A 23,344-nucleotide genomic window follows, 5' to 3' on the forward strand; every position below is an offset into this window, starting at 1 on the left:
TGGACTATCCTTTTTAATTTAAATGCTTTGTTGTATAATTTTAAGAAAATACGCAACAATTAAAAGCGTAAAAGCAAAAGGCGTTCCAAATCCAACCATTTTTTAAGGAACGCTCTATTTTAGGATAATAATAATAATGAAACAAGAACCCACCACCTACCAACCAGAAGAGATAGAAAAAAAGATTTATGAAATTTGCTCTCATAGGGGGTATTTTGAAATTGATGGCAATGAAGCAATCCAAGAAAAAAACAAACGATTCTGCTTGATGATGCCCCCTCCTAATGTGACTGGCATTTTACACATAGGGCATGCCCTAACTTTAAGTTTGCAAGATATTTTAGCACGCTACAAACGCATGGACGGGTATAAGACTTTGTATCAGCCAGGGCTGGATCACGCCGGCATTGCAACACAAAATGTCGTAGAAAAGCAACTTTTAAATCAAGGGATTAAAAAAGAAGATTTAGGGCGTGAAGCGTTCGTTCAAAAAGTGTGGGAATGGAAAGAAAAGAGCGGGGGAGCGATTTTAGAGCAAATGAAGCATTTAGGCGTGAGCGCGGCCTTTTCTAGGACTCGTTTCACGATGGATAAGGGCTTGCAAAGAGCGGTTAAATTGGCGTTTTTGAAATGGTATGAAAAAGGCTTAATCATTCAAGATAATTACATGGTGAATTGGTGCACTAAAGATGGGGCGTTGAGCGATATTGAAGTGGAGTATGAAGAGCGTAAGGGGGCGTTGTATTATATTAGATATTATTTAGAAAATCAAAAAGATTATTTAGTGGTGGCTACCACACGCCCTGAAACCTTGTTTGGCGATAGCGCTCTTATGGTCAATCCTAATGATGAGAGATACAAGCATTTAGTGGGGCAAAAAGTGATCTTGCCTTTAATTAATCGCAAGATCCCTATTATCGCTGATTTGCATGTGGAAATGGAGTTTGGCACAGGGTGTGTGAAGGTTACCCCTGGGCATGATTTTAACGATTATGAAGTGGGCAAACGCCACCATTTGGAGGCGATTAAAATCTTTGATGAAAAGGGGATTTTAAACGCGCATTGCGGGGAATTTGAGAACCTGGAGCGATTGGAGGCTAGAGATAAGGTCGTAGAAAAATTAAAAGAAAACGCCTTATTGGAAAAGATAGAAGAGCACACGCATCAAGTGGGGCATTGCTATCGCTGTCATAATGTGGTAGAGCCTTATGTGTCTAAGCAATGGTTTGTCAAGCCTGAGATCGCTCAAAGTTCTATTGAAAAAATCCAACAGGGTTTGGCACGATTCTACCCTTCTAATTGGATCAATAATTATAACGCTTGGATGAGGGAATTACGCCCTTGGTGTATCAGTAGGCAATTGTTTTGGGGGCATCAAATACCGGTATTTACTTGTGAAAATAACCACCAGTTTGTAAGCCTAGACACCCCTTTAAACTGCCCTACTTGTAAGAGTGAAAAACTAGAGCAAGATAAAGATGTGCTAGACACATGGTTTAGTTCAGGGCTATGGGCGTTCTCTACTTTGGGGTGGGGGCAAGAAAAAAGCGATTTGTTTAATGAAAACGATTTGAAAGATTTCTACCCTAACACAACGCTCATTACCGGGTTTGACATCCTCTTTTTTTGGGTGGCTAGGATGCTTTTTTGCAGCGAATCGCTTTTAGGCGAATTGCCCTTTAAAGATATTTACTTGCACGCCTTAGTCAGGGATGAAAAGGGTGAAAAAATGAGCAAATCTAAAGGTAATGTGATCGATCCTTTAGAGATGATAGAAAAATACGGTGCAGATAGCTTGCGTTTCACTTTAGCCAATCTGTGCGCTACGGGTAGGGACATTAAGCTTTCTACTGCGCATTTAGAAAATAACAAGAATTTTGCCAACAAGATTTTCAATGCGGTGAGTTATTTGAAGCTCAAACAAGAAGCTTTTAAAGACAGAGAGCGTTTGAGTGAATACCAAACGCCTTTGGGGCGTTACGCGAAATCGCGCTTAAATTTTGTAACTAAAGAAGTGCGTAACGCTTTAGATAATTATCGCTTTAATGATGCGACGACTTTGTTATACCGCTTTTTGTGGGGGGAATTTTGCGATTGGTTCATTGAATTTTCTAAAGTGGAAAATGAAGCGATAGACGAATTAGGGAGCGTGTTAAAAGAAGCTTTAAAACTCTTGCACCCTTTCATGCCTTTTATCAGCGAGTCTTTATACCACAAGCTCAGTAACACGGATCTAGAAAACACCCATTCTATCATGATCATGCCTTACCCTAAAGATTTAACGCAAGATGAACCATTAGAGCATGAATTTGAAGTGATTAAAGATTGCATTGTGTCTTTAAGGCGTTTAAAAATCATGCTAGAAACCCCACCGATTGTTTTAAAAGAAGCGAGCGTGGGATTAAGGGAAGCCATAGAAAACACAGAGCGTTTGCAAACTTACGCCCAAAAATTAGCGAGGCTAGAAAAAGTCAGCGTGATTAGTTCTAAACCTTTAAAGAGCGTGAGCGATGTGGGGGAATTTTGCCAAACTCATGCGAATTTAGAAAATCTTGATTTAAGCCCGCTTGTTGCGCGTTTAAAAAAGCAGTTAGAAAAACTGGAAAAAGAAAAATTAAAACTCAATTTGCACAATGAAAATTTTGTCAAAAACGCACCTAAAAGCGTGCTAGAAAAAGCCAAAGAGAGTTTAAAAACGCTTTTAGAAAAAGAAAGTAAAATTAAGCAAGAATTGGATTTGTTAGAACAACCATAATAAAAGGATAGAAAATGTTTCAAGCATTAAGCGATGGGTTTAAAAACGCACTCAATAAAATCCGCTTTCAAGATGATGAAAAAGCGCTAGATCGGGCGTTAGATGAATTGAAAAAAACGCTTTTAAAAAATGATATGCATCATAAAGTGGCTAGAGAATTGCTCAAAAAAGTGGAAAGTCAAACGAAACTTAATGGCATTGGTAAGCAGCAATTTTTAGACGCTTTAGAAAAGAGTTTGTTAGAAATTTTAAGCGCTAAAGGGAGCAGTGGTTTTACTTTCGCTCAAACGCCCCCCACCGTGGTTTTAATGGCAGGTTTGCAAGGGAGCGGTAAGACAACCACCACCGCTAAACTCGCTCATTATTTAAAAACCAAAAATAAAAAAGTGCTTTTATGCGCATGCGATTTGCAACGCCTAGCGGCAGTGGAGCAATTAAAGGTTTTGGGCAAACAGGTGGGCGTGGAAGTTTTTTATGAAGAAAATAAAAGCGTGAAAGAAATCGCTAACAACGCTTTAAAAAGGGCTAAAGAAGCGCAATTTGATGTTTTGCTCGTGGATAGCGCGGGGCGTTTAGCCATTGATAAAGAGCTTATGCAAGAATTAAAAGAAGTTAAAGAAATCTTAAACCCCCATGAGGTGCTGTATGTCGCAGACGCATTGAGCGGGCAAGATGGGGTCAAAAGCGCGAACACATTTAATGAAGAAATAGGCGTGAGTGGGGTGGTGTTAAGCAAATTTGACAGCGATTCTAAAGGGGGTATCGCCTTAGGCATCACTTACCAATTAGGCTTACCCTTGCGTTTTATTGGGAGCGGGGAAAAAATCCCTGATTTAGATGTGTTTGTGCCTGAAAGGATTGTGGGGCGTTTGATGGGGGCTGGAGATATTATCTCGCTCGCTGAAAAAACCGCCAGCGTTTTAAACCCTAATGAAGCCAAAGATTTGAGCAAAAAACTCAAAAAAGGGCAATTCACTTTCAATGACTTTTTAAACCAGATTGAAAAAGTGAAAAAATTAGGCTCTATGAGTTCTCTAATCTCTATGATTCCAGGTTTAGGGAATATGGCAAACGCGCTAAAAGACACGGATTTAGAAAGCTCTTTAGAAGTGAAAAAAATCAAGGCTATGGTCAATTCCATGACCAAAAAAGAGCAAGAAAACCCCGAGATTTTAAACGGCAGCCGAAGAAAAAGGATCGCTTTAGGGAGCGGCTTAGAAGTGTCTGAAATCAATCGCATCATCAAACGCTTTGATCAAGCGAGCAAAATGGCGAAACGCTTAACGAATAAAAAGGGCATTAGCGATTTGATGAATCTAATGAGTCAGGCTAAAAATCAAACACCCCCTAAAATGCGCTGATTTTTAAGCATGTTTTAGGCGCTTTTGTTGTATAATCTCAAACTTAATATGAATATTTTAGGAGATTTTTGTAATGACAGTCATTAGACTCACACGCATTGGGAGAAAGAAAAAGCCTTTTTACAGAGTGGTGGTAACCGATTCTAGGAAAAGAAGGGATGGAGGTTGGATTGAATCCATTGGGTATTATAACCCTTTAAGCGAGCCTAAAGATATTAAAATTGATAAGGAGCGCTTGAGTTACTGGAAAGGCGTAGGGGCTAAAATGAGCGAGAGGGTGGAAAAACTTTCTCAAAAAGCCTAAGGTTTTGTGAGGCTGAATGCGCGAATTAGATCCTTTGAACACGCCTTTTTCTCAAGCTGAGTGTAAGGACTATTCGTATTGCGTGGCAACTTTTTTAGAAAAATATTTAAAAAAGGTTGTTTCTTTTCCTCAAGCTTTGAGCGTAGAGTACACGCTTTTAGAAGATAAAGTCAAACAAATCACTATTTATACCCACCCATCAGACATGGGGCATGTGATCGGTAAAGAGGGCAAAATGGTGAGCGCGATTAAGGCGTTTGTTTCTGGTGTGAAAGCCAAAGATGGGTTTTCTTATAAAATCGTTGTTTTTGCTAGTAAAAATAGCGATAAAAATCCCCATGTTTTAGGCGATCAAACGCCTTGAATGGTTTCTATGCTTTTAGTGGGCAGAATTGGTAAAAGCGTGGGGCTTAATGGAGGGTTAAAGCTTCATTTAGAGAGCGATTTTCCGGAGTGTTTAAAAAAAGGCGTTAAGGTGAGTGTCGCTCCCTTGAATGCTTTCTCCTATGTTTCTTCTTTTAAAGAATATATAATCCATTCTTATGAACATGCTAAAAACCTGTTGTTTTTAGAAACTATCCATACGCCAGAAAAGGCTAAAGAGCTGACTAATTTAGGGCTTTTTATGAGCGAAGCAGAGAGTAAAAAACTCTGTGTTTTAAAAGATGGGGAGTTTTTTTATTGCGATTTAGTAGGGCTTAGCGTGGTGGAAGAAAACGAGATTTTAGGAAAAGTCATAGAAATCCAAAGGATTTCTCAAATAGATTATTTTCTGGTTGAAACCGCAAGAAGTTTGATTGAAAAAGGTTTGGCTAAGATTTTTTTAATCCCTTATAGGGATTTTTATATCAAAGAAATCCTTTTGCAAGACAAAAAAATAACCACCAATAACGCTAAAACGCTTTTAGAGAATAGTTGAGTGAAATTCAGCGTTTTAACCCTTTTCCCGCAACTCGTATGGCCTTATTTTGAAGACTCCATTTTAAAAAGAGCGTTAGAAAAAAATCTTTTTGAATTAGAAGTATTGAACCTTAGGGATTTTAGCGCTAATAAATATCAAAAAGCGGATCACACGCTCATTGGTGGGGGTGCAGGGCAAATTTTAGACCCTGAGATGGTAGAAAACGCGCTCCATTCTGTTAAAAACCCTAAACACACGATTTTTTTAAGCGCGGTGGGCAAGCCTTTCAAGCAAATAGACGCGATGCGTTTGGCTCAAAAAAAGCATGTCGTTTTGGTGTGCGGGCGTTATGAGGGCTTTGATGAACGCTCTATTGAACTTGGTGCTGATGAGGTTTTTTGTATAGGCGATTTTATTTTAACAGGGGGCGAACTTGGGGCGTTGTGCTTGATAGATAGTATCGCTCGCCACATTCAAGGGGTTTTGGGTAACGCTCAATCTTTAGAGAATGAGAGCTTTGAAAACCATTATTTGGAAGCCCCTAATTTCGCTAACGCTGTTTTTAAATCCAAAGAAATCAATAAAATCCCTGCACCTTTAGAATATTCTAAAGGAAATCATGCTAAAATCAAGCAACTAAAACTTGATTTGTCAAAATTAAGGACAAAATTTTACCGCCTTGATTTATTCAAACAGCACAAATCATGAAATTGACATTAAGGAAAACACATGAAAAACCGCTACATTCAGCAGTTTGAAGACGCTCAATTAAAAGACAAAACCATGCCAATATTTAAAGCCGGCGATACTTTGAGGCTTGGTATCACCATTAAAGAAGGCGAAAAAACACGAACTCAGTATTTTGAGGGCGTGTGCATTGCGATTAGAGGCAATGGCGTGGATAAGACTTTTTGCGTGCGTAAAATAGGGGCTAACAATATCGGCGTGGAGAAAATTTTCCCTTTCTATAGCGAAAGTTTGGCGAGTGTTGAGGTGTTGCGTGTGGGTAGGGTGCGCCGCGCGAAGCTCTACTATTTGCGCGATAGGAAAGGTAAGGCAGCAAGGATTAAAGAAATCCGCCATTAATTTTTTTTAAGGGTTAGAATAAGTTTTTAACCCTTTCTTTTAAGAATAGTTTTTCTTTAACTTTTATTACCAACTTTTTAAAACTTTCTTTAGCGTTAGCGTTCGTTTTTTCAAGGCAAAATTTCAATAACTTTTTTCTCTACTTGTTATCTGTTAAACTGAATTTTTGACTCTGTTTTTAAGGGAGCGTTGGTTGTCAGATTTTAAAAGGCTTTGAGTGTCCGTATTGGATGAGAACAGAACTTTTATTTTCTTTAAGGAACAAGGCATGTTTAGATCCCCATGCTATACTCAACCCTTATGGCAAAGTTCGTATTTTGGGAGAAAACATGGAGAAAACTGAAACCACGATTTTTGTGGATTGGCAAAATCTGTTACACGATCTCATAGCAATCCAAAAAAAACCTCAAAACAGACAAGCATTTTAGCCCTCCTCATTTCAATTTCAACAACCCCGAGCAGCTCTTAGCGTTAATCCGTTCGTTTTTGGAGTCTGAAGAGGAATTGAAGCGGATCTATTTTTATGCGTCTGAGCCTTTCACAGAACTCGAGCCTAGAATCAAGGGCAATAAAAACGAAGAACTCGAGGAGTATAAAGACAAGAATCCCAAAGATTATGAGAAGAGAGTGAATAAATCAGGGATTATCCAAGCTTTCAACCACGAGATCGCCCAACAAAATCAAGTGAAATTACGAGTCGGTCGGGTAATGTTTGAATTCGTATATGAGTTCGAAGATAAAGAAGTCTATAATTATAGAAGCTAAAATTCCCATACCGCATTTAAAGTTGCGTCAAAAACAAATTGATGCGCTGTTGGCGCACGATATTACCAAGCTATATTGCACCAAACAAGGAGGGTGTATTTTGCTGTTTAGCAAGGATACCGATTTTGTGCCTGTGTTAGAAGCCGCTTGGGAGAAAGGCTTTGAAGTCTTCATCGCCAACATTCAAGAAGGCCCTAACCTTGTCCCCCCAGATTTGAGGAAGTCTTGCGATGTGAGAGAGCGTAGTGCCGCTGAGATTTTAGCCAAGTTGCCCAAAGCCGCCACCACAAGTAACACCCCCAAGAAAGAGAACTCCAACGAGCCTTTTAACAATCCATTTAAAGACCATCTCTATAAGAAGAACTAACGCGCTTCCTCCACCAAGTGGACAAAAAAGCACCCAATTTAAAAGAGTTAAGATAGCTCAAGCGGGTTTTTCTAACCCATGATTTCACTTTTTGCTCTCTATTATGGAGTGATTTTTGAAAACGAAATTAGCGCTTAATGATGTATTTATGGGGAATGCACGCGTATTTTTGGCGGTATTTGGATTTTTCAAAACCCGATCGTTTTAAAATTTTAACTTACTTTGTCAAAAATTTTTATAGTTTAAGCAAACCTTAAGCTTTCTATGACTATACTTTCATTTCCTTGTTTCAGCAAGGGCTTTTAAAAAGCCGCTTGATAGCTTGCAAGGGTAGCTGATTAAAGCAAACGATCTTTGAAAACTAAGCAAATTGATAGAAGTTCTTTTTAAAGGGATATTCTAACATTATTTAAGGATAACTTATTTGAAAGAGTGAGGATTCATTTTCATTCTTTTATAAGAAATTCTTATCCAACTAGTGCCATTCAATACCATTGATTGTATTGTTATATATAATGTGATGGTTGAATAGCATGAGAGTATTTTTAGGTTAGCGTTTAGATAAACCTTTTTAAAAAGTTTCTTTCTGTTTTGTTGTTGTAATACTTAAGAACACAACCCGTTTTATTCAATAAAGTATAAAACGAGTTCTTGTGATACGCTAGAGCTGTTATTAGGAATGATAACAGCCTATCAAAAAACAAAAGAGCTTTAGGACAAACACTTTTATGGAGAGTTTGATCCTGGCTCAGAGTGAACGCTGGCGGCGTGCCTAATACATGCAAGTCGAACGATGAAGCTTTCTAGCTTGCTAGAAGGCTGATTAGTGGCGCACGGGTGAGTAACGCATAGGTTATGTGCCTTTTAGTTTGGGATAGCCATTGGAAACGATGATTAATACCAGATACTCCCTACGGGGGAAAGATTTATCGCTAAGAGATCAGCCTATGTCCTATCAGCTTGTTGGTAAGGTAATGGCTTACCAAGGCTATGACGGGTATCCGGCCTGAGAGGGTGAACGGACACACTGGAACTGAGACACGGTCCAGACTCCTACGGGAGGCAGCAGTAGGGAATATTGCTCAATGGGGGAAACCCTGAAGCAGCAACGCCGCGTGGAGGATGAAGGTTTTAGGATTGTAAACTCCTTTTGTTAGAGAAGATAATGACGGTATCTAACGAATAAGCACCGGCTAACTCCGTGCCAGCAGCCGCGGTAATACGGAGGGTGCAAGCGTTACTCGGAATCACTGGGCGTAAAGAGCGCGTAGGCGGGATAGTCAGTCAGGTGTGAAATCCTATGGCTTAACCATAGAACTGCATTTGAAACTACTATTCTAGAGTGTGGGAGAGGTAGGTGGAATTCTTGGTGTAGGGGTAAAATCCGTAGAGATCAAGAGGAATACTCATTGCGAAGGCGACCTGCTGGAACATTACTGACGCTGATTGCGCGAAAGCGTGGGGAGCAAACAGGATTAGATACCCTGGTAGTCCACGCCCTAAACGATGGATGCTAGTTGTTGGAGGGCTTAGTCTCTCCAGTAATGCAGCTAACGCATTAAGCATCCCGCCTGGGGAGTACGGTCGCAAGATTAAAACTCAAAGGAATAGACGGGGACCCGCACAAGCGGTGGAGCATGTGGTTTAATTCGAAGATACACGAAGAACCTTACCTAGGCTTGACATTGAGAGAATCCGCTAGAAATAGTGGAGTGTCTGGCTTGCCAGACCTTGAAAACAGGTGCTGCACGGCTGTCGTCAGCTCGTGTCGTGAGATGTTGGGTTAAGTCCCGCAACGAGCGCAACCCCCTTTCTTAGTTGCTAACAGGTCATGCTGAGAACTCTAAGGATACTGCCTCCGTAAGGAGGAGGAAGGTGGGGACGACGTCAAGTCATCATGGCCCTTACGCCTAGGGCTACACACGTGCTACAATGGGGTGCACAAAGAGAAGCAATACTGCGAAGTGGAGCCAATCTTCAAAACACCTCTCAGTTCGGATTGTAGGCTGCAACTCGCCTGCATGAAGCTGGAATCGCTAGTAATCGCAAATCAGCCATGTTGCGGTGAATACGTTCCCGGGTCTTGTACTCACCGCCCGTCACACCATGGGAGTTGTGTTTGCCTTAAGTCAGGATGCTAAATTGGCTACTGCCCACGGCACACACAGCGACTGGGGTGAAGTCGTAACAAGGTAACCGTAGGTGAACCTGCGGTTGGATCACCTCCTTTCTAGAGAAAAGCTTTTGATATTCGCTTATTGAAAGCCAAGAGTATTACCTGACAAAAGAACTTCTTGTTGCTTAGTTTTGAAGGATTGGGCTTAATCTTTCTTTTTGTTTTGCTTGTTATCTTCTTTGTTTTATTAGTTTCATTTAATTAATTTTGAATTTCACAACCTTTCATAAGACTTTGGCTTTAATTTTGAGTTTAGATATAATAAGGATGTTTTTTAAATTATTAAGAAAGGAAAAAATTAAATGATCAAAACTTACTTTAAGGGACTTAACGACCCAAAGCAAAGAGTTGCGGCTACTAGATTAGATATTGCTACAAATGGCATTGAAGATGTAGAGAGAAGAGCTAGAAATTGTTCAAAACTAGAACATAAGGTAGGAGAGTTTGAAGCCGAAAACAGGAATCTTAAAGATGAGAACAAAGAGCTTAGAGAACTTAAAAATGATTTTGATAAACTTAGAAGGGATATGAAAGAGCTTGTTAGGAGAGAAGTTGAGTATCAAGTCAGTAAAAATTCTGCAGATACTCAAACTCAAAAGTATATTTATTTTCAGAATGATGATTCTCAAGGGAGTTTGATTAAAATTCACTAAATTTTAAAGAGAAAGGGGGATTTCTGCCCCCTATCCCTATGTGGGGGGAGTGCTAGATACAAGGGATTCAAAAACTCTCTGTAATAGCACCATTTCGGATCGAATTTGGATACCGCTATGTTAGATAAATATGCAATTAGATTTCTCAAGGCTTGATTTAGAGAAACGACTTAGTGTTTTTAAATAGATATTTAGCTCTTAAAACAACAAAAACCACTCATAAATCAACCATATTAATAAGATCATCAAACTAATTCAAAAATGCCAGTGTTTGGTATGTTAATGGATAAAGTCTCACTATTGATTGAAGTCAAGCTCTTTTATAGCCAACACTTTATTGAAACGGAATTAAAAACAAAACCATAGATCACCAAACAAAGACCTAACGCCCAATAAGGGAAAAGGCTAAACTAACGCATGGCACATAAGCATAGCACACACCGGCAAGTTTGATGAGCAGGAAAGACTTCAAACAGCCTTTCATCGGTTTTAAGTCTGTTTTTTATCAGCCATTTATATTGCTCCCTAAACAACCTTTCTAGCATGAGATAATAAGCGTCTAAAAGATAAAAGCATGCTAACAACACCCCTAAAACGCATAACCCATAAAGATGAGAGATTGCATCTATTTTGAGGGATAAAACCCCCACAGCGAGCGCGAGAGTCCATTTCTTGCACTCTAAAGAATTTTGCACCATTCTGTTGATAACGCCCTGCAAGATTTTGAGCTCTTCGGCAAGGATTTTTGCTCTTTCTTTTTCTCTGTCTGTGGGGGTGTTGTCCATCGTTTATCTATTAAAATTGAAAGTCCAAGTGCCTTTATCGGTTTGTATTTCTGCTTCTATAATATCGCACCCTTGAGAAATGCCCTCTATTTTTTCTCCAAATTTAAGGGTTTGAGGCTCCATCATCACACCCTTTTGCTTTAATTGAGAAATTCTGTTTTCTATGTTTGCCACCCTTTCCTTTTGATCAAATTCTTTATAAACGCTTGCCATATCTTTAAAATCTTGCACAGAAATTGGAGTAATTTGACTTAAAATTAAAAGACCCATTTGAACCGCCTCTTCTACTGGAACAAAATTGACAACACAATTACCTCTATTGAGCTTCACGCCTTGAATAGTAACGCTATCTACTTTAGAGCTGATTTGAAAATCACCGTTGTTAGATACCCTTATCTCAACCGGTGATTCACCGCCACCACCGCTCCCACAGCCCACCAGACACAGCGCTAAACAGCTCGTGCCCAGTAATTTTTGATAAGTTTTCATTCTAGATCCTTTATAATAAAGTTGAGAAAATTTCATTACACAAACTATCAAGAGAGATAGATTTAAACCTCCTTAATAAGTTTGTGATATTATGAGAAACACGCATGGCTTTAATGCGTGATTCTTGTAGAGTGCTGTCAGCTATCAAACTATGGGCGATTTTTAATTCTTCATAAATCCATGCTGAATAAGTGGTGTGCGATAGCCCTTGATTTGAAACGCTGTTGTTGCTTTGTAAAAATACGAAATAAGGGCATTTTTCAATCATGTCTTGTAAAGATTCTCTGAGAATGAGCGTGAAAGTGTCTTCAATTTTGCTAACATCAATATGATGTTTTTTCATTTCTTTTAGAACATTATTTTTATAATCCCAAAAAAGCGAGTCTATAAATACTCTGTGATCTGTTTCGCTTTCTAAATAGTTTTTAACCTTTAAAGCCTTATTTTTATCCGCATGCGAATGCGATAGGAACACTTGAGCGTCTTTTAGCTGCGGTTCGAACGGGCTAAAAAAGGCTTCTTTAATTTTATTGTGATTTAAGATGATGCCATCGTTAGGATGTTTGGCACTTTCAATCAATTTATAAATCTTTTCAGCAATCTTTTCAACCACTTCATTAACTTGATGGGCCTGGTTGTTAAAAGGGCGTGAGCTAGATTTTAAAATATTTTGATTTTCACTACTATCTAAATCAACCACAAAAGCTTTCGTAATTTTTTTTAATGTTTTCACTCATTTCAAACCTTTACAAACACGATTTTAAGTTTCCTTTAAAATCTTTTGATTATACTAGACTTAGACTTAGCTTAAGAGTGCCTAAATTTTGGGGGTTTTAGGGGCTGTTGGAATAGCTAAAAATCATCGCTAAAAAAAGCCTTTTTACAAACAAAAAGGGCGTATCAATTTACAATGACCTTAAAAAAGCGCAAAAACAACAAATGCAATCTAAAAAACCTCTTCGCATGCCTTTTTGTCTTTATGGAGCAAGCATGCTTTTTGCAACTCTATGAAGCGCTTTTTCCTTTCTTCTTCGGTCATATTGTCAGGCTTTTCAATAGGGCGTGAAAGAGAGTGTGAAAGCTTTGAAGTGGGGGTATTGAATTTTGGTGCATACCCTAGTTTATTGACAAAATAAAAGCCTAAAGCAGCGATTAAAATAAAAATCCAATCTGTTTTTCTGATCTTAGGGCAAAATTTACACGCCATGATTTAATCCTTAAAACATTTGAAGTATAATACACTCTTATAATCAAACTTTTAAGTCTAGGAAAATTGCATGTGGAGTTTCATTCAAAAAATCTTTAAGGCTTTAATCATCGTGCCTTTAGATTTTATCACGAAGTATTTCAAGTCGTTTGTGCTGTTATTGATTGTACTAGTCTTTTTTAGCGCTAAAGAAAGCGCGCCAAGTGCCCCGCCCAATCTCGCTAAACTCTATTTAAATGGGGCGATTTTTAGCACAGAGGATTTTGACAAAGAAGTGGATAAAATCTTAAAAACCCCTAGCATTAAGGGCGTTTTACTTTTGATTGACTCTCCTGGTGGGGCGGTGTCAGCGAGCGTGGAATTGAGCGAAAAAATCGCTGATTTGAAGCAAAAAATGCCTGTTTTAGCGTATGCTAGGGGGGTTATGGCGAGCGGGAGTTATTATGCGGGCATGCAAGCGAGCGAAGTTTATGCCTCTAAAGCGAGTTTGATAGGATCCATTGGGGTGATTTTTTCGGGCGCGAATGTGGAAAATTTGCTCAATAAAGTCGGCGTAGCCACTCAAGGCGTGCATGCGGGCGAATACAAAGAAATAGGCACTTTCACTAGGGCATGGAAACCCAACGAAAAAGAATTTTTGCAAAATTTAGTCAATGAGCAATACCAAATGTTTGTGAATGATGTCGCAAAAGCCAGGAAATTAGACGCTAAGGATTATAAGGATTTTGCTGAAGGGAAGGTCTTTAGCGCTCAAAACGCTCTAAAATTAAAGCTCATTGACAAAATCAGCACGATCAAGCAAGCGCAAAATCGCTTAATGGAATTGAGTAAGGTTAAAAAAGCTTATTGGCTAGAAAAAAGCCCCATGGAGCGCTTCATTGAAAAAGCCACGCAATCAGCGACAAATATCATCACGCAAGCGTTTGGCTATCAATTATTGATGAGATGAACATGTTAGAATTTATTTTAAAAATTCAAGCTAGAGATTCTAAAGGCTTGGTGAGCGCCATTAGCACCACTATCGCTAACAAGGGCTATAACATTGTCAAAAACGATGAATTTGTTGATCCCTTAAAACAGCGCTTTTTCATGCGGCTAAAAATCCAAAAAGAAATTAAACCCTTGAATGTTGAAATTAAAGAGCAAGAAGAGCGATCCTTAAAAACCGCTCTTTTTAAAGCCCTAGAAAACTTTAGCGAACTATTGATTGAAGTCATTTTAACGCATAAAAAAAACATCATTCTGCTCGCTACTAAAGAGAGCCATTGCTTAGGGGATTTGCTTTTAAGGGTGTATGGAGGGGAATTGAACGCTCAAATTTTAGGCGTTATTTCCAACCACGAGATTTTACGCCCTTTAGTGGAAAAATTTGACATCCCTTATTTTTATGCGCCTTGCGTTGATCAAATTTTGCATGAAAAAGAAGTTTTAGAAATCATTAAAAACCTAGAATTAAAACACAAAGTGAGTGCAGACTTGCTCGTTTTAGCCAAATACATGCGCATTTTAAGCCATGACTTTACGAAGCACTATGAAAACCAAATTCTCAATATCCATCATAGTTTCTTGCCCGCATTCATTGGGGCTAACCCTTATCAGCAAGCGTTTGAAAGGGGCGTGAAAGTCATCGGGGCCACGGCGCATTTTGTGAATGAAAGCCTTGATGCCGGGCCAATTATCATACAAGACACTCTGCCCATTAACCACAATTACAGCGTGGAAAAAATGCGCCTAGCGGGTAAGGATATAGAAAAACTGGTTTTGGCTAGGGCTTTAAAACTGGTTTTAGAAGATCGGGTGTTTGTGCATGAAAACAAAACAGTGGTGTTTTGAATGCCTTTAGATTGCAGCAAACTCAATGAAGAAACCTTAAAAATCCAGATCAAAGCCGAGTTCTTTAAGGATAAAAAATTCCTTTATAGCGAGGGTGAGATAGACTTCATGCTAAGCTATAAGCACCCTAACACTATCTTACCCATTTTATGGGGCGAAGCTAAAAGGGGCAATTCTGGCGATTTGGACAAAGCTTTCACGCAACTTCTTTTAACCATAGGCAAGCACAGGTTTTACACCCACCACACGCCGCCTTATTTGTGCGCTTTTGACGCTTTTAGAATGGAATTTATCGCCTTTGATGATGTAATCACAAGCTTTTTTTATCAAAGCGGTATAAATTTTTCTATCACTCCAAGCAACCACAACACAGAGGGTTTTAAACACGCTTTAGATAAGTTTAAAGCCATGTGCAAATCCCATAAATTCGTTTTTGACTTTAAAACCCAAAGCCAGGAATGCAAAGAATTTATTGAAAACAATTTAAACTCTAGCCATTTACTCAACAAAATCCAGATTGATAAAAACAATTTCTTTACGATCTATCAAAGGTGGTTCGAAGCTGTCAAACCCACCATTGACATAGATTGGGAGGTGGCTAAAACTAAAGGCATTTTAGACGCAGACTATTATTTAGCGGATTTGCTCAGCGATGGCGATAAAACCATTATTGAGAAATTGCAAACGATCTTAAGCTCCAGTTATTATAAATTAAAAAGGGGTGTGAATGAGTTAGGTAAAATAGATTTTATGGAAGTTGGTTTCACAGACGGCCAACAAGCCCACAAAGAATTTTGGATGATTTATAAAAGGCCTCCTAAAGTAGAGTTTCAAGCGTTTATTTTAGAGCGGCGCGATTTGTTAGTGCCAAGCGATGTGAGGGAAAGGAAGGGAGCGTTTTTCACCCCTAGAATCTGGGTAGAAAAGAGTCAAGAATATTTAGCTAAAGCTTTGGGGCAAGATTATCAAGAGGATTATATCATTTGGGATTGCGCTGGGGGGACTGGGAATCTTTTGAATGGTTTGACTAATAAAGCTAATTGTTTTCTATCCACTTTAGACAGCAACGATGTAGCGATCGTTAAAGAATTGGCCGCTGCCAACAAACTGAATCTGCTAGAAAACCATGTTTTCCAATTTGACTTTTTAAACGATAATTTTGAGAAAGCGCCAAAAAGCTTGCAAGAAATTTTAAAAGATAAAGAGAAGTTAAAAAAGCTCATTATCTATATCAACCCGCCGTATGCGGAAGCGGGCAACAAAGCTAAAATGAGCGGCACAGGCGAACACAAATCCAAAGTCGCAAGAAACAATAAGACTCATGAAACCTATAAAGATCTTTTGGGGTCTGGGTCTAACGAACTTTTCGCTCAATTTTTCATGCGCATTTATATGGAATTGAACGGCTGCATCATGGCGAGTTTTTCAAAGCTCAAATACCTTAATTCTAGCAACTTTAAAAAATTCAGAGAAGTCTTTAAAGCCAAATTTTTAGAGGGGTTTATGGTGCCAGCAGACACTTTTGATAATGTGAAGGGGCAATTCCCCATCGGCTTTTTGGTGTGGGATACCGCTACCCCCCCCTTAAAACCCACCAACGCACTCAATTTGGAAGTGTTTGACTCGCTTGGTGAATTTTTGGGGTATAAAAATATACACTCGTGCAATAAGGTTCTATTTTTAGCAGACTATTTACAAAAGTTTCAGCCAAAGAAAAGAGACACTATTTTTGGCTATTTAGATCCTGGTCGCAATAGTTTTCAACATCAAAATTTAGTCCATATTAGCGTTATTGATAAATCACAACAATCGCATGTAAAATATTTTCCAATCATTGCAACTACAATTTTGTTGGTATCTGTATTTTTCTCCATCCGCCATTGCATCAAAGCCACATGGCAAAACGATAGGGATCAATTTTACGCCCCTTATGATGACGCTTTCCAAGACGACAGCGAGTTTAAAAACAATTGTTTGATTTTCATGCTTTTTCATACCCAAAACCGCATCACCACCACTCAAGGGACTAACCATTTCATCCCCTTTAGCGAAACTGAAGTCAATGCCAAAGAAAGGTATTCTAGCCACGCTTTATTAGACTTTTTAAAGGGTGGGATCAAAGAGAAGGGCGATAGCCTCTTTTTAAACGCTAAAAAAGAAAACAAGCCCCTAGAATTTAGCCAAAGCGCTTCAAGGGTGTTTGATGTTGGCAGAGAAATTTATCGCTATTACCACACACAAGATTCCACAAACCCCCACTATAATGCTAACGCAAGCCTTTATGACATCAAAGAATTTTTTCAAGGCCGTAACGCGCAAGGCAAATTAAACCTGCCCGCTAAAGCCAAAGACGAACATTACAAACAGCTTTACGCTAACTTGCAAGACGCCCTAAAAGATCTCGCCAAAGAAATACAGCCTAAAGTCTATGAATACGGGTTTTTAAGGGAGTAGTTTTTAAGACAAATAATCAAAAAGCTAGAGCAAGCGGTATTTTTTAAAAGCACTCTATGAGGGGATTTAGTTTTATAGGGGAGAATTATTTCTATCCCCTTAAGAAAATAAGTTTTATAACAAAATGACCAACGCCCCAAAAGTCAAGGACAAACCCGCTTTACAAGGAAACCCCTAAGTTTTTAAGCTTAGGGGAACTTTGGCTAATAATTACTTTTCTATAGAAAAGATTACTTTAAACCCCTTAAAAGAGATTTTAATGTATAATACTAACCAAGAGTTTTTATCATGTTTTCTTTTCATGATAAACCCTTTTAAGAACAGATTTGCCCCATATCGCAACTATGGGGCGTGATGAAATCCTACAACAAACCCCCTTAAAACACCCCTAGATCGCGCCAAATACGCATGGCGAAGTTTTTGTGTCCCATTACGACCACTCAATTAGTAAAGCTTGTCTTTATTTGACAAAAAACAGAGCCAATTGACAATCATAAAAAAGAGGAATTTTAAAGTTTAAAAATCTAATGGAGTTAAAAGAGCTAGTTTAAAGATTTACTGGATTAAAAGAAAGGGTTAAAAGCTAGGAGTAGCCCTAAGGCCGCTCCCACAAACGCTCCAATCAATATTGTTGGTTTTGTTGTTGCGCTTTTTGTTGTTGCTGTTGGTGTGCTTGTTGTTGTTGTTGGTGTTGTTGAGCTTGTTGCTCTGCTTGTTGTTCGGCGTGTTGTTGTGCGTTATGGTGGTGGTGTTCGCCGCCGTAGTAATGGTGGTGGTGTTCATGGTGATGGTGGTGGTGTTGGCTGTTAGCCTGTTGTTGTTGTTCATGGTGTGCCATGATGACTCCTTTAATTGAAATTTAAATTCTAGCTCATCGGCTAGGATCTCATTTTATAATGCGAAATCTAACCAATTATTAACGAAAAAGATTTTAATACTAATTTTTAATACGAGCGCCAATTTAAGCGCTTCTCTTGTCAAAACTACCAACATCTTTGAATGAAAAAAGCTATAATTAAAGAAGTTGCATTAAAAAGGAAAGACAAATCCCCTTTTTAAGGTATAATATGAGAAATTTTAGAAGCGCTTCTTATGGTAGTAGCTAAAAAGTCTTTAGGACAGCATTTTTTAACGGACGAGTCGTTTTTAGACAGAATTGTTAATGCTTTGCCCCCCTTAAACCCATTGAAATTAATTGAAATTGGCGTGGGGCTAGGGGATTTGACTCTTAAGTTGTTGGATCGCTATCCTTTAAAGACTTATGAGATAGATAGCAGTTTGTGCGAGAAAATGCGATCAAAACTAAAGGCGCAAAAAAAGCCTTTTGCATTAGAATTAGTGGAAAAAGACGCTCTTTTTTTAAAAGAAGAAGAGCCTTATTTTTTGATCTCTAATTTACCTTATTATATCGCTACCAGGCTTGTTTTAAACGCGCTCAAAGACCCTAAATGCAGGGGCTTATTGGTGATGACGCAAAAGGAAGTGGCACTCAAATTTTGCGCTAAAGATTCACAAAACGCCTTAAGCGTTTTAACTCAAGCAATAGGGAACGCTACCCTTTTGTTTGATGTGCCGTCTAGCGCGTTTAGCCCGCCTCCAAAGGTGTTTTCTAGCGTGTTTGAAGTGGTTAAAGAGCCGCTGAAAGAGAAGGCGTTAGCTTCATTACTCCAAGCGCCATTTTTTGAAGAAGCCCTACAAAAAGGGTTTGAAACATTAGAAGATTTTTTGAAAGCCTGTTTCTCATCTCCCAGGAAGACGCTTTCAAACAATCTTAAAAAAAGCATTTCTTATAGAGAAAAGCTTGATAAGGTGTTAGGTTTTTTAGCGTTAGAAAACCAACCAACAAGCGTGAGGGCGTCTGAGATAAAAGATTATCTCAAGCTCTTAGAATACCTTTTAAAAGGCTAATGCCTTTTTAAAAAATTGAAAGGAATAATCGTTATGACTGATAACAACCATTATGAAAACAATGAAAACAATGAAAACAGCAGTGAAAACCCAAAAGCTCATCATGAGGCACGAGCCGGAGCGTTTGAGCGATTCACCAACCGCAAAAAGCGTTTTAGAGAAAACGCGCAAAAAAACGCAGAGTCTTCAAACCATGAAGCGCCTTCGCACCATAAAAAAGAGCGCCACCCCAACAAAAAGCCAAACCACCACCACAAAGCCAAACACACCCCCCAAAAGACTAGAAATTACGCCCAAGAAGAATTGGATAACAATAAAGTAGAGGGCGTTACGGAAATTTTGCATGTGAATGAGAGAGGGACTTTAGGCTTTCATAAGGAGCTAAAAAAGGGCGTTGAAGCTAATAACAAGATCCAAGTGGAGCATTTAAACCCGCATTATAAGATGAATTTAAACTCTAAAGCGAGCGTTAAAATCACGCCTTTAGGGGGCTTGGGTGAGATTGGGGGGAACATGATGGTCATTGAAACCCCAAAAAGCGCGATCGTGATTGATGCGGGCATGAGCTTCCCTAAAGAAGGGCTTTTTGGCGTGGATATTTTAATCCCGGATTTTTCCTACTTGCACCAAATCAAGGACAAAATCGCTGGCATTATCATCACCCATGCCCATGAAGATCACATAGGGGCCACGCCTTATTTGTTTAAAGAGTTGCAATTCCCCCTTTATGGCACGCCCTTGAGTTTGGGGTTGATTGGGAGCAAGTTTGATGAACATGGTTTGAAAAAATACCGCTCGTATTTTAAAATCGTAGAAAAGCGTTGCCCCATTAGCGTGGGCGAATTTATCATTGAATGGATTCACATCACGCATTCTATTATTGACAGCAGCGCTTTAGCGATCCAAACTAAAGCCGGGACCATCATCCACACCGGCGATTTTAAAATCGATCACACCCCAGTGGATAATTTGCCCACTGATTTGTATCGTTTGGCGCACTATGGCGAAAAGGGGGTGATGCTTCTTTTAAGCGATTCCACTAACTCCCATAAATCCGGGACTACACCGAGTGAAAGCACCATAGCGCCGGCTTTTGATACGCTTTTTAAAGAAGCGCAAGGGAGGGTGATTATGAGCACATTCTCTAGCAATATCCACCGGGTGTATCAAGCCATACAATACGGCATTAAATACAACCGCAAGATCGCTGTGATCGGGCGTTCTATGGAAAAAAACCTAGACATCGCCAGAGAATTAGGCTATATCCATTTGCCTTATCAATCTTTTATTGAAGCCAATGAAGTCGCTAAATACCCAGACAATGAAGTCTTAATCGTAACGACCGGCTCACAAGGCGAAACCATGAGCGCGCTTTATCGCATGGCGACTGATGAACACCGCCACATTTCTATCAAACCCAACGATTTAGTCATCATCTCTGCTAAAGCCATTCCTGGCAATGAAGCGAGCGTTTCAGCGGTATTGAATTTTTTAATCAAAAAAGAAGCTAAAGTGGCTTATCAAGAATTTGACAATATCCATGTGAGCGGGCATGCCGCCCAAGAAGAGCAAAAGCTTATGTTAAGACTCATTAAGCCTAAGTTTTTCTTACCCGTGCATGGGGAATATAACCATGTCGCGCGCCACAAGCAAACCGCTATTTCTTGCGGGGTGCCTGAAAAAAATATCTATTTAATGGAAGATGGCGATCAAGTGGAAGTTGGCCCTGCGTTCATTAAAAAAGTAGGCACGATTAAAAGCGGAAAAAGCTATGTGGATAACCAAAGCAATTTGAGTATTGATACAAGCATCGTGCAACAAAGAGAAGAAGTCGCTAGCGCTGGGGTGTTTGCCGCTACGATTTTTGTGAATAAAAACAAACAAGCGCTTTTAGAAAGCTCTCAATTTTCCAGTTTAGGGCTTGTGGGCTTTAAAGATGAAAAGCATTTGATGAAAGAAATTCAAGGGGGATTGGAGTTGTTATTAAAATCCAGCAACGCCGAAATTTTGAATAACCCTAAAAAATTAGAAGATCACACCCGTAATTTCATCAGAAAAGCGCTCTTTAAAAAGTTTAGAAAATACCCGGCTATCATTTGCCATGTCCATGCCACTTGATTATAACGCTATCGCCGCGCAAGTCTTAAGAGATGAAGCGAGCGCGCTTTTAGAAAGCGTTAAGCAATTCCAAAAACCTAACGATTTAGAAGCGATTGTCAAGCTCATTTTAAAAAGCCAAGAAAAAGGGGGTAAGCTTGTGATAGTGGGCGTGGGTAAGAGCGCTTTAGTGGCGCAAAAAATCGTTGCTTCTATGCTAAGCACCGGTAACAAAAGCGCGTTTTTACACCCCACAGAAGCCATGCATGGGGATTTGGGCATGGTGGAAAAAAACGATGTGGTTTTAATGATTAGCTATGGGGGCGAGTCTTTAGAATTGTTGAATCTAGTGAGCCATTTAAAACGCTTGAGCCATAAAATCATCACTTTCACTAAAAGCCCTAATAGCTCGCTCTCTAAACTCGGCGATTATTATTTGAGCTTGAAAATTAAAAAAGAAGCTTGCCCGATTAACACCGCTCCAACGACTTCCACCACCCTAACTCTAGCGTTAGGCGATGTTTTAATGGCATGCTTGATGCGAGCGAAAAACTTTAGCCAAGAAGATTTTGCCTCCTTTCATCCGGGCGGGCTTTTAGGCAAAAAACTTTTTGTCAAGGTTAAAGACTTACTGCAAACCACGAATCTCCCCTTAATCGCTCCTAGCACAAGCTTTAAAGACGCGCTCATAGAAATGAGTGAAAAACGCCTAGGCAGCGCGATTTTAGTCAATGAGGCTAACGAGCTTGTGGGGATTTTGAGCGATGGCGATGTCCGTAGGGCGCTATTAAAAGGGCTTAACTTGGAGAGTGAGGTGAAGCGTTTTGCCACTTTAAAGCCTAAAAGCTTTAAGAATTTAGACGCTCTTCTTTTAGAAGCGTTGGAATTTTTAGAGCACCATAAGATCCAGCTTTTAGTGTGCGTAGATGATCATAATAAGGTTTTAGGAGTCTTGCACTTGCACCAACTTTTAGAATTAGGGCTTAAAGCATGAAAATGAGTATTTATGATTTCACTCTAAAGGAATTGAGCCAGCTTTTAAAACCAAGTTTTAGGGCTAAACAGCTTTATTTGTGGCTCTATGCGAAGTATAAAACAAGCTTTAAAGACATGCAAAATAATTTTTCAAAAGATTTTATCGCTTATTTGGAGCAAGAATTTACTTTGCGCACGATAGAAATCACGCATGTGAGAAAGAGCGTTGATGGCTCTAAAAAATACCTTTTTAAGTCTTTAAGAGACAACCATACTTTTGAAGCGGTGTTTTTGAAAATGAAGGATAAAAAGATTGACGAAGAGACGAACGCTGTTTTAGAGGGGGAAAAATACACCGTATGCGTGTCTTGTCAAATAGGCTGTCAAGTGGGTTGCGCGTTTTGTTTCACTCAAAAAGGCGGTTTTGTAAGGAACTTAAAAGCGAGCGAGATTATCCAGCAAGTCCTACTCATTAAAGAAGACAACAACCTCCCCATTGAAAAAGCGCTCAACATTGTTTTTATGGGAATGGGCGAGCCTTTGAACAATTTAGATGAGGTGTGTAAAGCGATTGAGATTTTCAATACCGGCATGCAAATTTCGCCTAAAAGAATCACCATTTCCACTAGTGGCGTAGCCGATAAAATCCCTATTTTAGCGGGCAAAAACTTAGGCGTGCAATTAGCCATATCCTTACACGCCGTAGATGACAAAACGCGCTCATCTTTAATGCCCTTGAATAAAAAATACAACATTGAATGCATTTTGAATGAAGTGAGGAAATGGCCTTTAGAGCAACGCAAAAGAGTGATGTTTGAATACCTTTTGATCAAAGATTTAAACGATAGCTTGGATTGCGCTAAAAAACTTTTAAAACTTTTAAACGGCATTAAATCCAAAGTGAATTTGATTTTATTCAACCCGCATGAAGGCTCTAAGTTTGAGCGCCCCAGTTTAGAGAGCGCTAGAATGTTTGCGGATTTTTTAAACTCCAAAGGCTTATTATGCACCATTAGAGAGTCTAAAGCCTTGGATATTGAAGCGGCTTGCGGGCAATTGAGGGAGAAAAAACTCTCCCAACAAATTTAAAAACTCTTCTTTGTGGCGTTTGTCTTTTTTTTAATGGGGGTGTTGGTTTTACTCAAGCGATAATTCAAAATTTAGGGAATTATGGATTAAAAATTAGCGTTAAAATTCCTTCCATTAACAATTGATTAGATTTTATATT

At 39.2% G+C, this 23,344-nt stretch carries 19 protein-coding genes, 1 rRNA gene and 2 pseudogenes; 17 read left to right on the forward strand and 5 right to left on the reverse strand.

The window, feature by feature from the left end; all coding sequences use genetic code 11:
• Positions 1 to 136: 136 nt before the first annotated feature.
• The 10 genes and pseudogenes from valS to P6280_RS01740 all read left to right on the forward strand — a co-directional run bounded on the left by valS (position 137) and on the right by P6280_RS01740 (position 10,368).
• Positions 137 to 2,755 carry a valine--tRNA ligase gene (valS, locus tag P6280_RS01695; protein ID WP_283236811.1) on the forward strand — a complete coding sequence of 873 codons (2,619 nt, stop codon included), beginning with the start codon at positions 137 to 139 and terminating at the stop codon, positions 2,753 to 2,755.
• Positions 2,756 to 2,769: 14 nt separating this feature from the next.
• Entirely contained in the window at positions 2,770 to 4,116 is a 1,347-nt protein-coding gene (ffh, locus tag P6280_RS01700; protein ID WP_283236812.1) for a signal recognition particle protein, read from the forward strand.
• Between the two features lie 73 nt (positions 4,117 to 4,189).
• Positions 4,190 to 4,420 (forward strand): 30S ribosomal protein S16, encoded by a 231-nt coding sequence (gene rpsP / locus P6280_RS01705; protein WP_000216130.1) that lies wholly within the window; start codon positions 4,190 to 4,192, stop codon positions 4,418 to 4,420.
• Positions 4,421 to 4,436: 16 nt separating this feature from the next.
• A complete protein-coding gene (locus P6280_RS01710; protein WP_015642469.1) occupies positions 4,437 to 4,784 on the forward strand; it encodes a KH domain-containing protein in 348 nt (115 codons plus the stop codon).
• Positions 4,785 to 5,339 (forward strand): ribosome maturation factor RimM, encoded by a 555-nt coding sequence (gene rimM / locus P6280_RS01715; protein ID WP_283236813.1) that lies wholly within the window; start codon positions 4,785 to 4,787, stop codon positions 5,337 to 5,339.
• On the forward strand, positions 5,340 to 6,029 hold the full coding sequence (gene trmD, locus P6280_RS01720) for a tRNA (guanosine(37)-N1)-methyltransferase TrmD (protein WP_000672971.1): 690 nt from the start codon (positions 5,340 to 5,342) through the stop codon (positions 6,027 to 6,029). It abuts the gene before it with no gap.
• A gap of 21 nt (positions 6,030 to 6,050) precedes the next feature.
• The gene (rplS, locus tag P6280_RS01725; RefSeq protein WP_283236814.1) at positions 6,051 to 6,407 is read left to right on the forward strand and encodes a 50S ribosomal protein L19; all 357 of its coding nucleotides are present in this window, start codon (positions 6,051 to 6,053) and stop codon (positions 6,405 to 6,407) included.
• A 329-nt stretch (positions 6,408 to 6,736) separates the two neighbouring features.
• Positions 6,737 to 7,539, forward strand: a pseudogene (locus P6280_RS01730) (NYN domain-containing protein).
• 725 nt (positions 7,540 to 8,264) lie between these two features.
• Positions 8,265 to 9,769 (forward strand): 16S ribosomal RNA (locus P6280_RS01735).
• Positions 9,770 to 10,017: 248 nt separating this feature from the next.
• Positions 10,018 to 10,368, forward strand: coding sequence for a hypothetical protein (locus tag P6280_RS01740; protein ID WP_212890632.1), 351 nt, complete (start codon positions 10,018 to 10,020; stop codon positions 10,366 to 10,368).
• Positions 10,369 to 10,688: 320 nt separating this feature from the next.
• Here the strand turns inward: P6280_RS01740 and P6280_RS01745 are convergent.
• The 4 genes and pseudogenes from P6280_RS01745 to P6280_RS01760 form a co-directional block, all read right to left on the reverse strand.
• A pseudogene (locus tag P6280_RS01745) lies at positions 10,689 to 11,153 on the reverse strand (hypothetical protein).
• Positions 11,154 to 11,156: 3 nt separating this feature from the next.
• The gene (locus tag P6280_RS01750; RefSeq protein WP_283236815.1) at positions 11,157 to 11,642 is read right to left on the reverse strand and encodes a hypothetical protein; all 486 of its coding nucleotides are present in this window, start codon (positions 11,640 to 11,642) and stop codon (positions 11,157 to 11,159) included.
• 10 nt (positions 11,643 to 11,652) lie between these two features.
• Entirely contained in the window at positions 11,653 to 12,375 is a 723-nt protein-coding gene (locus tag P6280_RS01755) for a toll/interleukin-1 receptor domain-containing protein (protein ID WP_283236816.1), read from the reverse strand.
• A gap of 213 nt (positions 12,376 to 12,588) precedes the next feature.
• A complete protein-coding gene (locus tag P6280_RS01760; RefSeq protein ID WP_024774171.1) occupies positions 12,589 to 12,849 on the reverse strand; it encodes a hypothetical protein in 261 nt (86 codons plus the stop codon).
• 70 nt (positions 12,850 to 12,919) lie between these two features.
• Between P6280_RS01760 and sppA the strand changes: the two genes are divergently transcribed.
• Genes sppA through P6280_RS01775 form a run of 3 tightly spaced genes read left to right on the forward strand, consistent with a single transcriptional unit; the run spans position 12,920 to position 17,136 of the window.
• Positions 12,920 to 13,798, forward strand: a complete 879-nt coding sequence (gene sppA / locus P6280_RS01765; RefSeq protein WP_283236817.1) for a signal peptide peptidase SppA — start codon at positions 12,920 to 12,922, stop codon at positions 13,796 to 13,798.
• 2 nt (positions 13,799 to 13,800) lie between these two features.
• Entirely contained in the window at positions 13,801 to 14,682 is an 882-nt protein-coding gene (purU, locus tag P6280_RS01770) for a formyltetrahydrofolate deformylase (protein WP_283236818.1), read from the forward strand.
• Positions 14,683 to 17,136, forward strand: a complete 2,454-nt coding sequence (locus tag P6280_RS01775) for a hypothetical protein (protein ID WP_283236819.1) — start codon at positions 14,683 to 14,685, stop codon at positions 17,134 to 17,136.
• 622 nt (positions 17,137 to 17,758) lie between these two features.
• Here P6280_RS01775 and hpnL read toward each other — a convergent pair.
• A complete protein-coding gene (gene hpnL / locus P6280_RS07705; RefSeq protein ID WP_502868307.1) occupies positions 17,759 to 17,974 on the reverse strand; it encodes a nickel-binding protein HpnL in 216 nt (71 codons plus the stop codon).
• A gap of 254 nt (positions 17,975 to 18,228) precedes the next feature.
• Here hpnL and rsmA point away from each other — a divergent pair, with 254 nt between their 5' ends.
• The 4 genes from rsmA to rlmN are packed head-to-tail and all read left to right on the forward strand — an operon-like array spanning position 18,229 to position 23,205.
• On the forward strand, positions 18,229 to 19,044 hold the full coding sequence (gene rsmA / locus P6280_RS01790) for a 16S rRNA (adenine(1518)-N(6)/adenine(1519)-N(6))-dimethyltransferase RsmA (protein WP_283236820.1): 816 nt from the start codon (positions 18,229 to 18,231) through the stop codon (positions 19,042 to 19,044).
• Positions 19,045 to 19,077: 33 nt separating this feature from the next.
• Positions 19,078 to 21,162: a ribonuclease J gene (locus P6280_RS01795; protein ID WP_283236821.1), complete on the forward strand. Its 2,085-nt coding sequence runs from the start codon at positions 19,078 to 19,080 to the stop codon at positions 21,160 to 21,162.
• On the forward strand, positions 21,146 to 22,135 hold the full coding sequence (locus P6280_RS01800; RefSeq protein ID WP_283236822.1) for a KpsF/GutQ family sugar-phosphate isomerase: 990 nt from the start codon (positions 21,146 to 21,148) through the stop codon (positions 22,133 to 22,135). The genes P6280_RS01795 and P6280_RS01800 overlap by 17 nt, the downstream gene beginning before the upstream one ends.
• Positions 22,132 to 23,205 (forward strand): dual-specificity RNA methyltransferase RlmN, encoded by a 1,074-nt coding sequence (gene rlmN, locus P6280_RS01805; RefSeq protein WP_283236823.1) that lies wholly within the window; start codon positions 22,132 to 22,134, stop codon positions 23,203 to 23,205. The genes P6280_RS01800 and rlmN overlap by 4 nt, the downstream gene beginning before the upstream one ends.
• The last annotated feature ends 139 nt before the right edge of the window (positions 23,206 to 23,344 follow it).

Origin of the sequence: Helicobacter sp. 219-2 (genome assembly GCF_030053225.1) — a bacterium.
GTDB classification, from domain to species: Bacteria; Campylobacterota; Campylobacteria; order Campylobacterales; family Helicobacteraceae; genus Helicobacter; species Helicobacter pylori_C.